Source organism: Candidatus Pelagibacter sp. PS_11 (genome assembly GCF_059417975.1).
The window spans coordinates 489,619-503,241 of sequence record NZ_CM182075.1; the positions used below are offsets into that span (position 1 = coordinate 489,619).

General features: G+C 28.9%; 14 protein-coding genes. 6 read left to right on the top strand and 8 right to left on the bottom strand.

Going from position 1 to position 13,623, the window contains the following annotated elements; genetic code table 11:
• From AC5SLT_RS02645 to AC5SLT_RS02655, 3 genes are read left to right on the top strand one after another with little or no spacing between them, the layout of a single operon-like run.
• On the top strand, positions 1-1,029 hold the full coding sequence (locus AC5SLT_RS02645) for a DNA-directed RNA polymerase subunit alpha (RefSeq protein WP_271487074.1): 1,029 nt from the start codon (positions 1-3) through the stop codon (positions 1,027-1,029).
• Positions 1,029-1,466: a 50S ribosomal protein L17 gene (gene rplQ / locus AC5SLT_RS02650; RefSeq protein WP_006996835.1), complete on the top strand. Its 438-nt coding sequence runs from the start codon at positions 1,029-1,031 to the stop codon at positions 1,464-1,466. The genes AC5SLT_RS02645 and rplQ overlap by 1 nt, the downstream gene beginning before the upstream one ends.
• A 24-nt stretch (positions 1,467-1,490) precedes the next feature.
• The gene (locus AC5SLT_RS02655; RefSeq protein ID WP_494592417.1) at positions 1,491-2,405 is read left to right on the top strand and encodes an RluA family pseudouridine synthase; all 915 of its coding nucleotides are present in this window, start codon (positions 1,491-1,493) and stop codon (positions 2,403-2,405) included.
• Here AC5SLT_RS02655 and lipB read toward each other — a convergent pair.
• Positions 2,386-3,006: a lipoyl(octanoyl) transferase LipB gene (gene lipB / locus AC5SLT_RS02660; protein WP_494592419.1), complete on the bottom strand. Its 621-nt coding sequence runs from the start codon at positions 3,004-3,006 to the stop codon at positions 2,386-2,388. The two genes, AC5SLT_RS02655 and lipB, sit on opposite strands and share 20 nt — an antisense overlap.
• A 61-nt stretch (positions 3,007-3,067) precedes the next feature.
• On the opposite strand from lipB, the gene mgtE reads away from it, so the two are divergent.
• A complete protein-coding gene (gene mgtE, locus AC5SLT_RS02665) occupies positions 3,068-4,441 on the top strand; it encodes a magnesium transporter (protein WP_271563419.1) in 1,374 nt (457 codons plus the stop codon).
• Here the strand turns inward: mgtE and panC are convergent.
• Positions 4,438-5,280, bottom strand: a complete 843-nt coding sequence (panC, locus tag AC5SLT_RS02670; protein WP_494592421.1) for a pantoate--beta-alanine ligase — start codon at positions 5,278-5,280, stop codon at positions 4,438-4,440. The two genes, mgtE and panC, sit on opposite strands and share 4 nt — an antisense overlap.
• 4 nt (positions 5,281-5,284) lie before the next feature.
• Here panC and AC5SLT_RS02675 point away from each other — a divergent pair, with 4 nt between their 5' ends.
• Positions 5,285-6,097 carry a sugar phosphate nucleotidyltransferase gene (locus tag AC5SLT_RS02675; RefSeq protein WP_494592423.1) on the top strand — a complete coding sequence of 271 codons (813 nt, stop codon included), beginning with the start codon at positions 5,285-5,287 and terminating at the stop codon, positions 6,095-6,097.
• Positions 6,097-7,395 carry a UDP-glucose dehydrogenase family protein gene (locus AC5SLT_RS02680; RefSeq protein WP_494592424.1) on the top strand — a complete coding sequence of 433 codons (1,299 nt, stop codon included), beginning with the start codon at positions 6,097-6,099 and terminating at the stop codon, positions 7,393-7,395. The genes AC5SLT_RS02675 and AC5SLT_RS02680 overlap by 1 nt, the downstream gene beginning before the upstream one ends.
• Here the strand turns inward: AC5SLT_RS02680 and AC5SLT_RS02685 are convergent.
• From AC5SLT_RS02685 to AC5SLT_RS02710, 6 genes are read right to left on the bottom strand one after another with little or no spacing between them, the layout of a single operon-like run.
• Positions 7,392-7,853: a RidA family protein gene (locus AC5SLT_RS02685; protein ID WP_271479709.1), complete on the bottom strand. Its 462-nt coding sequence runs from the start codon at positions 7,851-7,853 to the stop codon at positions 7,392-7,394. The two genes, AC5SLT_RS02680 and AC5SLT_RS02685, sit on opposite strands and share 4 nt — an antisense overlap.
• A gap of 2 nt (positions 7,854-7,855) precedes the next feature.
• Positions 7,856-8,158, bottom strand: a complete 303-nt coding sequence (locus tag AC5SLT_RS02690; protein ID WP_494592426.1) for a hypothetical protein — start codon at positions 8,156-8,158, stop codon at positions 7,856-7,858.
• The gene (topA, locus tag AC5SLT_RS02695; RefSeq protein WP_494592428.1) at positions 8,155-10,746 is read right to left on the bottom strand and encodes a type I DNA topoisomerase; all 2,592 of its coding nucleotides are present in this window, start codon (positions 10,744-10,746) and stop codon (positions 8,155-8,157) included. Before topA ends, AC5SLT_RS02690 begins: the two co-directional genes overlap by 4 nt.
• Before the next feature lie 37 nt (positions 10,747-10,783).
• Positions 10,784-11,359 (bottom strand): glycerol-3-phosphate 1-O-acyltransferase PlsY, encoded by a 576-nt coding sequence (gene plsY / locus AC5SLT_RS02700; protein WP_494592429.1) that lies wholly within the window; start codon positions 11,357-11,359, stop codon positions 10,784-10,786.
• 2 nt (positions 11,360-11,361) lie between these two features.
• On the bottom strand, positions 11,362-12,648 hold the full coding sequence (pyrC, locus tag AC5SLT_RS02705; protein ID WP_494592431.1) for a dihydroorotase: 1,287 nt from the start codon (positions 12,646-12,648) through the stop codon (positions 11,362-11,364).
• The gene (locus AC5SLT_RS02710; protein ID WP_006996847.1) at positions 12,649-13,590 is read right to left on the bottom strand and encodes an aspartate carbamoyltransferase catalytic subunit; all 942 of its coding nucleotides are present in this window, start codon (positions 13,588-13,590) and stop codon (positions 12,649-12,651) included.
• Between the last annotated feature and the right edge of the window lie 33 nt (positions 13,591-13,623).

Sequence of the window (13,623 nt, forward strand, 5' to 3'; positions counted from 1 at the left end):
ATGGAAAGTTTAAATGTAAATGCTAAAAATTGGAAAGCATTAATTAAACCAGCTCAATTAGATGTTAAAATTAGTGAAGACAAATCACATGCAAAAATTATCGCAGAACCTTTAGAAAAAGGATATGGTTTAACTTTAGGTAATTCTTTAAGAAGAATTTTACTTTCATCAATCAGAGGTGCTGCTGTAACTTCAATTCAAATTGATGGTGTTTTACATGAATTTACATCTATCAAAGGTGTTAGAGAAGATGTTACTGACATAGTTTTAAACGTTAAATCATTAGCTTTAAAAAGCTCATCAGAAACTACTAAAAAACTTATTTTAGATGCTAAGGGTCCTGGAGAAATTAAAGCTTCTGACATAGCACCAGTTGCTGATATTGAAATTTTAAATCCTGATCTGGTTATTTGTAATTTAGATGAAAATACGCATTTCCATATGGAAATGAATGTTGGAACAGGTAAGGGATACGTTCCTGCAGTAATGAACAAGCCAGAAGAACCACCTTTGGGATTAATTGCTATAGATTCTTTATATAGTCCAGTTAAGAAGGTTTCTTACTCTATAAGCACAGCAAGAGAAGGAAAAGCCCTGGATTATGACAAATTAATTATGGAAGTTGAAACTAATGGATCAATTTCTGCTGAAGATGCCGTTGCTTATTCTGCTAGAATTTTCCAAGATCAACTAAATATGTTTGTTAATTTTGACGAACCTGTTGAAGCACCTGTAAAAGAAGTTTCATCTGAGCCTGAATTCAATAAGAATTTATTAAGAAAAGTTGATGAACTTGAATTATCTGTGCGTTCTATGAATTGTCTTAAAAATGATAATATTATTTACATTGGAGATCTAGTTCAAAAGTCAGAAGGTGAAATGCTTAGAACACCTAACTTTGGAAGAAAATCACTTAATGAAATAAAAGAAGTTTTAACTGGTATGTCTTTATACTTAGGTATGGAGATTCCGAACTGGCCACCAGAAAATATAGCTGAAATGTCTAAAAAGTTAGAGGAGCAAATCTAATGAGACATGGAATGGCTAATAAGAAGTTAAATAGAACTTCTGAACATAGAAAAGCTTTATTGAAGAATATGCTTAATTCTTTAATAAAATATGAGCAGATCACTACAACACTTCCAAAAGCTAAATTCTTAAAACCTCAAGCTGATAAAATCATAACTTTAGGAAAAAAAGAGACTCTTCAAACTACAAAAATGTTAATGTCTAAATTACAAGACATAACATCTGCGAATAAAGTAAAAAAAACATTGTCAAAAAGATATGAAGCAAGAAATGGTGGCTACACAAGAATCATCAAAGCTGGCTTTAGATATGGTGACAATGCACCTATGGCTGTAATTGAATTTGTAGATAGAGATGTTGAGGCAAAAAGAGTTGATAGAAAGAAAAAAGATCCAGCTAAAGATAAAACTGAAGAGAAAAAATTAGCTACTGCTTAATTTTTTATATAAAATTATATCATCATGAAAAAGTCTTTTAACGTTGATACAACGTTTAACGATATGCGTATCGATAGATGGATACGTAATAATCTTGGCAATTACCCTCAAGGTCTAATTGAAAAAAGTTTAAAAAGTGGAAAAGTTAAAATCAATAATAAAAAAATTAAAAGCTCCCATAAAGTAAAGACAGGTGACACTATAGATTTATTCAACTTTGATTTTAAAGAAACAATTGTTCAAAAGACAATTAAATTTGTACCTTCAGAAGAAGTTATTAAAGAAAATGAAGAATTAATAATTGATAATAATGATGATTTCATTGTTCTTAATAAAAGCTCTGGTATTTCAGTTCAAGGTGGAACTAAATCTAAAAAAAATCTTGTAGATATATTTGCTCGTAGTGAAATTTTTCAGGACACAAAACCATTTTCTGTACATAGACTTGATAAAGATACATCTGGAGTTTTTATTATGGCAAAACACAGACAATCTGCTCAGTTATTAACCTCTTTATTTAGACTTCGAAAAGTTCATAAAACTTACCTGGCTATATGCCATGGAGAATTGCAAAAGGACTCTGGTGAGTGGAATGATGATTTAACCAGATATGATAATGATAGAGAGGTAGTTGAAAAAGCTAGAACACTTTACAAAGTTTTAGATAAAAATTCTATATGTAGTCTAGTTGAAATGAAACCAATCACAGGAAGAAAACATCAACTAAGAAAACAACTTTATGCTGTAGGATGCCCAATCTATGGGGATCAAAAATATAAATTTAGTAACACAGATAAAGCAATAAATAAAAATTTAATGCTTCATTCATATCAAATTAAATTTATGATTAATGATAAAAAATATACCTACACAGCATTATTACCAGATTATTTTAAAAAACTTTTAAAGACAAAAAGACTTAGATTTCCAAATTCTTAGAAAAGGTTTCAATAATAACTTCATCTAAATTCTTATAGTCTTGATCTTTAATTGCTTTAAGATTAATTACGCCTTTGTCCGAAATACCACACGGAATAATATTTTTATATTTTGAAAGATCGTTATTAATATTTATTGCAAATCCATGATAAGCTATCCACTTACTTACTCTTACACCAATTGCTGCAACTTTATTAATTTTACCTTGATGGTCAGTCCAAATACCAATGTTTTTTGGATCACCAAATGTCTTGATATTGAATTTTGATAAACTGTCAATAATCGTCTCTTCAATTAAAGTTATAAATTTTCTTATATCTTTTTTTCTTTTTTTTAAATCTATCACAAAATAACAAATCAATTGACCTGGACCATGATAAGTAATTTTTCCTCCACGGTTTGTTTTTACTAGACTAATATCTTTATTAAGAATTTCTTTTTCTTTATAGCTCGTACCTGCAGAATAAACCTCTTCATGTTCTAAGATCCATATTAAATCCTCTTTTTGACCATTGTTTATCTGCAATAATCTTTCTTCAAGCAGTTTTATTGCATCTTCATATTTTATTGGTTTTATTGACTTTTTAATCTCTATATTCATTTATAAATTGTATTATTTTTATTATGCACTATTAGTGCAAAATTGATTTATAGGTAAATTTATGTCTTTAATAAAAAAAATAAAAGATAAAAAAGTTAATTTTGAGTTTAATAAAGAGTACATAAAAGTTGTTACTTCTAAGATTGCTAATAATGATGCTCAATTTATTACTAATTCTTTTAACGAGATGCACCCAGCTGATGCGGCTGATATAATTGAACATCTTGGTCAAAATGATAGAGAAAGCTTAATTAAACTTAATAATTTTAATATAGATCCAGAAGTTTTTATTGAATTAAACGAGTCGGTGCAGTCTGAAATCATAGCTTATCTTTCACCTGATACTATTGTTAGACTTTTAAAAAATCTTGAATCTGATGATGCGATTACAATTTTAGAAAATGTTGATGAAAAAGATAAAAATACAATATTAAGCTCCTTACCTCCAAAAGATAGATTTGCTTTACTTGAAAGCTTAAGTTATCCAGAAGACACAGCTGCTAGAATAATGCAACGTGAATTCACGGCCATTCCTAGCAATTGGTCTGTTGGTCAAACAATTGACTATTTAAGAGAAAATAAAGATTTACCTGAGGAATTTTTAGAAATTTTTATTATAGATGAAGATTTTAAACCGATTGGAACCGTTCCATCATCTAAAGTTTTAACTACTTCGAGAGAAACTAAAATGCTTTCTATTATGTCAGAATCTCAACTACTTATTCCGGTTGATATGGACAAAGAAGAAGTTGGTAACGTGTTTGAAAATTATAACTTAAATTCAGCGGCTGTTGTCGATAAATCAAACAAGTTGGTTGGTATGATCATGTATGACGATGTCTTAACTGTATTAAAAGAAGAAGCCGAAGAAGATGCTTTGAGATTAGCTGGGGTAGGGGATGAAGAAATTACTGATGGAGTTTTTAAGAAAACTAGAAGAAGATTTAACTGGCTTTTATTAAACTTATTTACAGCATTTCTTGCAACGTGGGTTATTAGTTTATTTGGTGCAACAATCGAACAAATGGTTGTCCTTGCATTTCTTATGCCAATCGTTGCATCTATGGGTGGTAATGCTGGAATGCAAACTTTGGCTGTAACTGTAAGAACATTAGCAACAAATGACTTAACAAAAAACAATTTTACACAAAATATTTTAAAAGAATTTAATATTGGTATTTTAAATGGCATCATATTTGCAATAATAAGTGCTTTAGTAGTTCAAGTTTGGTTTCAAGACTCTCTACTTTCTCTAATAATTTCCATGTCAATGATAGTTACAATGATTGTTGCAGGTTTATTTGGAATTTTAGTACCTATAACTTTAAAAAAAATGGATATTGATCCTGCTATTGCATCAAGTGTGTTTGTAACAACTATTACTGATGTTATAGGTTTTGTTTCATTTCTTGGTGTTAGTGCTTATTTTCTCTAAAAATTGTCAATTAATCGTACGTTATTAATATAGTAGGCCACAAAAAGTTTAAAAGGTTTGTTCATAATATTTGTGCTTAAATTATGTGTGTTTCTACATTCCAAATATTCAATTTTAATATCAAAATTTTTAGATAGTTCTTCTTTTAAATTAAATATCATTTTTTTGTAATTTTTTTTATTATTTTTAATCTCATTTTTTAAAGATAAAAATTTTTTTGCAATTATTCCTGAATTAATAAAACTTTTCTTATTTAATAAAGAGTTTCTGGAAGATAAAGCTAGTTTGTTTTTTTCTCTGACTGTTTTACATACGTGAACTTTGGTATTGTACTTATTTTCAATATAGTTTTTAACCAAGAAAAATTGTTGAAAATCTTTTTCTCCCATAAACATTTTTTGTGGAGAAATTGATTCAATAAAACGATCCAAAACATCAAGTACACCTTCAAAATGTCCTTTTCTAAATTTTGCACATAATATTTTTTGTGATTTATTTAGTTTAATTTCATTATTTTTTTTCCAATAAATTTGTTTAATGGTTGGCAAATATACATAGTCAACTTTAAGTTTTTTAAGGTAACTCAAATCTTGCTTTAAATTCTTAGGGTATGTTTTGTAATCTTTTTTATTATTAAATTGAGTTGGATTAATAAAAATACTTACTAATGTTTTTTTGCAGTTTTTTTGTGATGTTTTTATTAATGTTTTGTGACCTTCGTGCAAACTACCCATTGTTGGGACAAAACCTAATCTTTTATCTAACTCAATTGCCTTAATTAAATCAGTTTTTAATTTTATTAATTTCATTTGTAATAAGAATATTAATAAGTAAAACATTTATATGATTAAACAAGCTATAATTCCTTTAGCTGGTCTTGGTACTAGACTACTACCACTAACAAGTGTTTTTGCTAAAGAGCTTCTACCTATTAATGGAAAACCAGGGTTAGAATATATTATCGAAGAATGTATTGAGGCTGGTATTAAGGAAATTGTATTTATTATTTCTAAAAAAAAATTGATGATAAAGAAATATTTTTATAATGATAAATTTTATAAAGATATTATCAAGAAAAAAAATGATCCAAAAATTATCAAAGAATATAAAAAAATTCTCAAATATAAAAAAATGATTAAATTTGTTTTTCAAGACAAACCATTAGGAACTGGTGATGCTGTCTACAAGACTAAAAAATTTATTACAGATAAATATTTTTTAATGTTATTACCTGATGATTTGATAATTAAAAAAAACTGCTCTAAGTCCATGATTGCTGTGCATAATAAATTTAAAGCATCAGTTATGGCAAGTATGAAGGTTAATAAAAATGATGTATCTAGGTGGGGTATCTACAACATCAGAAAAAAAATTGATAAAAATAATTTTATTATAAATAATGTTGTTGAAAAACCTTCTATAAAAACTTCACCTTCTAATAATGCTGTAATAGGAAGATATATATTACCTAAAACAATTTTTTCTAAATTAAAATCTCTAAAACCAGGTAAAAGTGGTGAATTTCATATCACTGACGCGATCCAAGCTTTAATAGAAGATGATAATCAATTTATCGGTCACAATTTTTCAGGTAAATACTTAGATTGTGGAACAATGAAGGGTTATATCAAATCAACTTTGGAGATTTCTAAATAATGAAACTTTGTATGATAGGAACGGGGTATGTTGGTTTAGTAAGTGGAGTTTGTTTTTCCGACTTAGGAAATGACGTAATTTGTGTTGATAAAGATTTGAATAAAATTGAAAACTTAAAAAATGGTATTATCCCAATATACGAACCTGGTTTAGATGAATTACTCATTAAAAATTATAAAAATAATCGTTTAAAGTTCTCTACGAACTTAAAAGATTCAATTTCAAAGTCCGATATTATTTTTATTTGTGTTGGCACACCCACTAAAAAAAATGGAAATAACGCTGACTTAAGTCAGGTATTCAATGTTGCAATAGAAATTAGTAAATCTATTAAAAAATTTAAAGTTATTATAACTAAATCTACTGTACCTGTGACCACTGGAGACGAAATAGAAAAAATTATTTCAAAAAAAGTATCAAAAAATTTTTTTTCAGTAGTTTCAAATCCTGAATTTTTAAGAGAAGGTGATGCTATAAGAGATTTTACTTATCCAGATAGAGTAGTAATAGGTACAAATAATAAAAAATCTAATAAGATATTAAAAAATCTTTATTCACCATTGATATCAAAAGGTGCAAAGTACGTTAATACGTCTCGAAGAGCAGCGGAATTAATAAAGTATGCTTCTAATGCTTTTCTCGCAACAAAGATTACTTTTATTAATGAGCTAGCCAATTTGTGTGAAAAAATTAATGTTAATGTGGAGGATATCTCCATTGGGATGGGGCTTGATGATCGTATTGGCAGCCGTTTTTTAAGAGCAGGTCCTGCTTATGGTGGATCTTGTTTTCCTAAAGATACTAAAGCTATTACAGCTACTGCCAATAAATTTAAAACAAATTTAACAGTTATTAAAAGTGTCATTAAATCGAATGAAAATAGATCATCATTAATGTTAAAAAGAGTTTTTGATATTTTAAAAAATAAAGTAAACAATAAAAATATTTGTTTCTTAGGTGTTACATTTAAGGCAAATACTGATGACATGAGAGATTCTTCAAGTCTAACAATGATCCCTGCATTAATTAAAAAAGGTGCAAAAATAAATTATTTTGATCCTACTGGTGAAAAGTCAGATTTTAAAAAATTTAATAATGTTACTTTTTCAAACAACATTAAAGACGCAATTAAAAAATCAGATTTAATCATTATTCATACAGAATGGAATGATTTTAAAACTATTAATTTCAAAAAAGATGTTAAAAATAAAAAATTCTCAATTTTTGATATGAGAAATATTTACTCTGCTAATAAGATGAAAGATCAGAAAATTAAATATTTTAGTATTGGAAATTAATTTAATTCAAAAATAGCATCAACCTCAACGGACACACCAAGCGGCAAACTATTTGTACTAACTGCAGCTCTTGTGTGCATTCCAGAGTCTCCAAAAACTGAAACTATTAAATCTGAAGCACCATTTATTACTTTGGGTTGTTCTATAAAGTCTTCTGTTGAATTAACAAACCCTGTAAGTTTTATACAAGATTTTACTTTTGAAAGATCATTGCCACAAGCTTTTTTAACTTGAGATATTATATTTAGGCCACAACGTTTAGCTGCCTCATATCCATCTTCAGTTTTTAAATCCTTACCAACCTTACCTTTGATCAATTCTCCATTTGCTGCAATAGAAATTTGTCCTGAGATAAATAACATTTTACCAATTTGTTTTGATGCAAGATATGATCCAACAGGATCTCTTGCTTCTGGTAGTTCTAAGTTTAATTCTTTTATTTTATCTTCATATGACATGATTATTTCTCCATAGATTCAGTTAATGTTTTACTGTTTTTAAATTTAACAAGCTTTTCTTTTAAACTAGATTTGTCAAATTTCTTTTTTCCACTCTTAGCATTAGTAGTTATTTTATCTTTAAGTTCTTCAGCTCCAACCGTCGCTTTTAATTTAAGTCCTGAAGATTTTTCTTTTAGATTTTTTGCTGAACACTCTATGTATTTTGCACTAATCTTTTCAAACTGATTACAATCAATTTTTTCAGCCATAGTTTTAGACATAAGGACTGATGTAATTAATGTTATAAATACTATTTTTTTCATTTCTTTTTCTTTTTTTTAACTTTTTTATTTTTATCGTATTCTTTTCTTTTCTCAATTAATATTAAAGCCTCTTCCATATTAAGTTCTAAGGGGTCTTTTTCCTCTGGAATTGTTGCATTAAGAGATTTATATTTAATATAAGGCCCATATTGTCCTTTCATTACTCTAACAGGTTTTTTGTCTTCAGGGTGTTCTCCTAGATCTTTTATAATTGATGCAGACATTCTACCAGGTTTAGCCTCCGCTATTAGAGTTATTGCTCTATTAAGTCCAATTGAGAAGATCTCCTCAACATTTTCAATTCTTGCTGATTTGTTTTCACATTTCAAATATGGGCCAAATCTTCCTGAGTTTAATATTATATCTTTCTGATTTTCAGGGTTAATGCCTAAACTTTTTGGTAATGAGCATAAAAATTTAGCTCTATCAAGATCCACGCTATCCAATGTAATTCCTTTAGGTATTGAGACATTTCTTAAATTATTATCTTCTTTTTCTATCTTCTTTTTTTTTGTTTTCTTTTTCTTTTTTGTTTCAATTATAATCTCTTCTTTTATTTCCTCAATTTTTTCATATTGTAAGTAGGGACCAAATCTTCCATTTTTAAGGTACATGTCATTTCCATTTTCATGCTTACCTATAAACTTTGGTTCAGCTAATTGAGATTGAGCAGCTGCTTTTGCTTTAGACAGGGGTCTGGTAAATTTACAATCTGGATAATTTGAGCAACCAATAAAAGCACCACCTCTAAAACTATTTTTTAAACTTAATGATCCACTGTCACATAATTTGCATTGTCTATTAATATTTCCATCCGCATCTCTTTCAAAAATTAAACTTCCTAGACTATCGTTTAATAGATCTAAAACCTCCCTAGTTCTTTTCTCTTTAACGTCAGATACGTTTTGATTAAAGTCTTTCCAAAATAACTCTAGAACTTTTATCCATCCTTCCTTCCCGGTAGTAATATCATCAAGTTGATTTTCTAAACTTGCTGTGAAGTTATAATCAACATATTTAGAGAAAAGCTTTTCAAGAAAAGCAGAAATTAATTTACCACGATCAGTTGGGTGAAATCTTTTATTAATTGTTTCCGCATATCCTCTAGTAGATATAACAGATATTATACTTGCATATGTTGAAGGTCTTCCAATACCTAATTCTTCTAATTTCTTAACCAAACTAGCTTCTGAATATCTTGGTGGTGGCTGTGTAAAATGCTGTTCATCTAATAGAGATTCTATATTTACTGGACCCTTGCTCATTTCAGGAAGGATATCTTCATCATCATCTTTTTTAGTATCTTTCATAACCTTTAAAAAGCCATCAAATTTAATAACAGATCCACTAGCTTTACAAATTGTTCCATTATCATCCGAAGTTATCGTTATAGTATTTCTGTCAAATTGAGCGGGTTTCATTTGAGAGGATAGGGCTCTACTCCAAATTAAATCATATAATTTATGCTGATCTGGACTTAGGTATTTTTTAACTGTATCTGGTGCTCGAATTATATCTGTGGGTCTAATTGCTTCATGTGCCTCTTGAGCATTTTTAGCTTTTTTTCCAGAGTAACTTGCTGCGTTATCTGGAACATATTCATCACCAAATTCATTTTTTATATATTTTCTAAAAGTATCTATAGCGTCTGTGGACAGGTTAGTGCCATCTGTTCGCATATACGTAATAAGACCAATAGTTTCACCGTCAATTTCTATACCTTGGTAAAGTTTTTGAGCTATTTGCATTGTACGTGACGCTCCAAATCCTAACCTACCAGAAGAAACTTGCTGTAATGTGGAGGTAGTAAAAGGGCCAGAAGGGTTTCTATTAACAACTTTGCTAGAGATGTCATTTATATTGAAATTCTTAGATTTAACCTCTTCCATTGCTTTATCAATTTCAGCTTTATTTTTAAAAGAAAATTTTTCAATTTTTTTATCATTCAATTGAGTGATACTTGCTAATATAGAATTTTTATCACTATCGTTGAATTGAATACTTAAAGTCCAAAATTCCTCAGGATCAAAAAGCTCTATTTCATGTTCTCGTTCTGTAATTAATTTTAAGGCAACTGACTGAACACGACCTGCAGATTTAGAACCTGGTAACTTTGTCCACAAAATTGGTGATATATTAAAGCCAACTAAATAGTCTAAGGCTCTTCTAGCCATATAGGCATCAACAAGTAATGGCTCTATTTGTCGAGGGTTTTCAATTCCATGAATAACAGCTTTTTTTGTAATTTCATTAAAAACAACTCTTTCTATATGCTTGTCTTTAATTAATTTTTTTTCATTTAAATATTCTTTAACATGCCAAGCAATTGCTTCTCCCTCTCTGTCTGGGTCAGTTGCTAGTATAATTTTTGATGAAATCTTAACTGCATCTGTAATTTCTTTAAGATATTTTTTAGAAAAACTATCGACTTCCCATTCCATTTTAAAATTATTTTCTGGATCAACAGAACCATTTTTTGAAGGAAGGTCTCTAATATGACCATAACTCGCTAAAACAATATATTCATCACCAAGATATTTGTTGATAGTTTTTGCTTTAGCTGGACTTTCTACGACTACAAGATTCATTACTAAACAAATTACTTAAAAGACTTAGATAGTCAAATCAATAAATTTTAGTCTTAGTTTCTTCTTTGTTTTTCAATCGTTTGACGTTTTCTCTGTGCGTGTAGAATATAAGCACAAACATTATTATGAAAAATATTGAATTATAATTTTCAAAAATTATTAAATACATTGGCACCATTAAACTACCAACTAGTGATGAAAATGATGAGTATTTTGAAATAAGAAATGTAACAGCCCAACTAATAATAAATACTAAACCCAAAACTATGTTTATCGAAAATAATATTCCAACATATGTTGCAACACCTTTACCCCCTTTAAACTTAAGCCATATTGGAAAAACATGACCTAAAAATGCACTTAATGATGCAATAAAGATATAATCAGGATAATTAAATTTTACATATAAAACAGGCAATACAGCTTTTGTTATATCCAGTAGTAAAGTTGCGTAGCCTAATGTTTTATTGCCTGTTCTAAGGGCGTTTGTAGCTCCAATGTTTCCTGAGCCAATATCTCTAATATCTTTTTTTAAAAATATTTTTGTAAGTATAAAACCAAAGGGTATTGATCCTAATAAATATGAGCTTAATGCAACAATTAAATATTCCATTATTATAACTTAAATAATTCTTCACCTTTTACAAATGTATTAGTGACTTTTCCTTGGAGTTTTTTGTCTTCAATAGAGGTATTTTTTGATTTGGAGACAAGCTTATCTTTTTTGACAACCCATGGCTTGTCAATATCAACAATGCAAAAATCTGCTTCATTGCCCACTGAAAGATTACCCTTATTAATTTTTAAAATTTTTGCAGGGTTTGATGTTAAAGCTTTAATAATAGTTTCTAATTTAACAGAGCCATTGTGATATAATTCTAGACTTAATGATAAAAGCGTTTCTATTCCAGAGGCCCCTGTTGACGCTTGTGCAAATGTTAATCTTTTTTGCTCTTCGTCTTCTGGTTTGTGATCAGATACAATAATGTCGATTGTTTCATCTTTTAATCCTTGCACTAGAGCAATTCTATCTTCTTCAGTTCTTAATGGCGGTGATAATTTTAAAAAAGTTCTAAAATCTCCTATATCATTTTCATTTAAAGAAAGATTATTTATAGATACACCTGTCGTAAATTTAACTTTATTTTTTCTTTCCTCGATAATTTCTACTGATTTAGCAGCTGAAATCTGTGATATGTGATATCTGCATTTAATGTTTTCAAGTAACGTTAAATCTCTTTCAATAATTATTCTTTCAGCAACAGCAGGAATTCCAGATAATCCAAGTTTAGTTGCAATAATTCCAGAATTAATCATTCCATTTTTGGATAAATCATAATCTTCAGCATGTTGCATGATTAGTGTGCCCAAGTCTTTAGCTGAATTCATTATACGTGACATTAATCTAGTATTTTGAATTGTTTTAACTCCATCAGTAAATCCAATTATTCCTCTGCTTTGAAGTAGACCAAATTCAGTCATGGTAGTTCCTTCAATATTTTTGGTAAGGGCTGCACTTGGAAAAACATTAATTTTAGATTTATCTCTTCCACGTCTTTTTAAAAAATCTACTATTGAAACGTTATCAATAATTGGATCTGTATTTGGCATAGTAACAACTGAAGTAACACCTCCTGCAAGAGCTGCATTACTTAGCGTTCTAAAATTTTCTTTATATTCATAACCAGGCTCACCTGCAAAGACACGCATATCAACTAGACCTGGGAATATATATTTGCCATTTAAATCTATTACTTTTTCTCTTGAAGGAATGTTATTAATATTTACTTTTTTACCAACAGCTTCAATAAAGCCATCTTCTCCAATAATTAATCCGCCATTCTCATTGATAGAGTTATAAGGGTCAATTATATTTGCATTTATAAAGTATTGTTTTTTCATTTATTCACAAAATATTTTTAAACAAGCCATTCTTACTGCAACACCTAGTTCAACCTGTTCCTTAATTACGCTTCTGTTAATGTCATCTGCTAATTTAGTGTCAATTTCGATCCCTCTATTCATAGGGCCTGGATGCATAATTAAAGCATCATCTTTTGCATGAGCAAGTTTATCTGGAGTTAGTCCATAATATTCATAGTACTCTCTATTAGAAGACAAGAAAGAACTAGTCATCCTTTCATTTTGTAACCTTAACATCATTACAATATCACAATCTTTCAAACCTTTTTTCATATCTGTAAAAGTATTAACCCCAAACTTTTCTATTTCTTTTGGCATTAAATTTGATGGTGCAATAATGTTAACTTCTGCACCTAACATATTTAAAAGATAAATATTTGATCTTGCAACACGTGAATGAGTTATGTCACCACAAATCGCAACTCTTAAACCTTCAATTTTCTTTTTACGATTTATAATTGTTAAAGCGTCTAATAAAGCTTGAGTAGGGTGTTCACGGCTTCCATCACCAGCATTAAGTACTGCACAATTTACTTTTTGAGATAAAAGATTACATGCTCCTGAGTCTTGGTGTCTAATTACAATTATATCAGGATGCATTGCATTTAAAGTCATTGCGGTATCTATTAGTGTTTCACCTTTCTTAATAGCTGAATTTGCCATATTCATTGACATAACATCTGCACCTAATCTTTTTCCAGCTAATTCAAATGAACTCTGTGTTCTAGTAGAAGGCTCAAAAAACAAATTAATTTGAGTTTTACCACTTAAGACATTTAATCTTTTGTTTTTACTTTGATTTAATTTGATGAAACTTTTAGCTTCTTCTAAAATAAAATTAACATCATTAATTGATAGATCTTGAATCCCTAGGAGGTGTTTTTGAGAGATTTTAATAGCTTTATTTATTTTGGTTGCCATTAAAATTAACTCTATAACTATTAACCATCACTA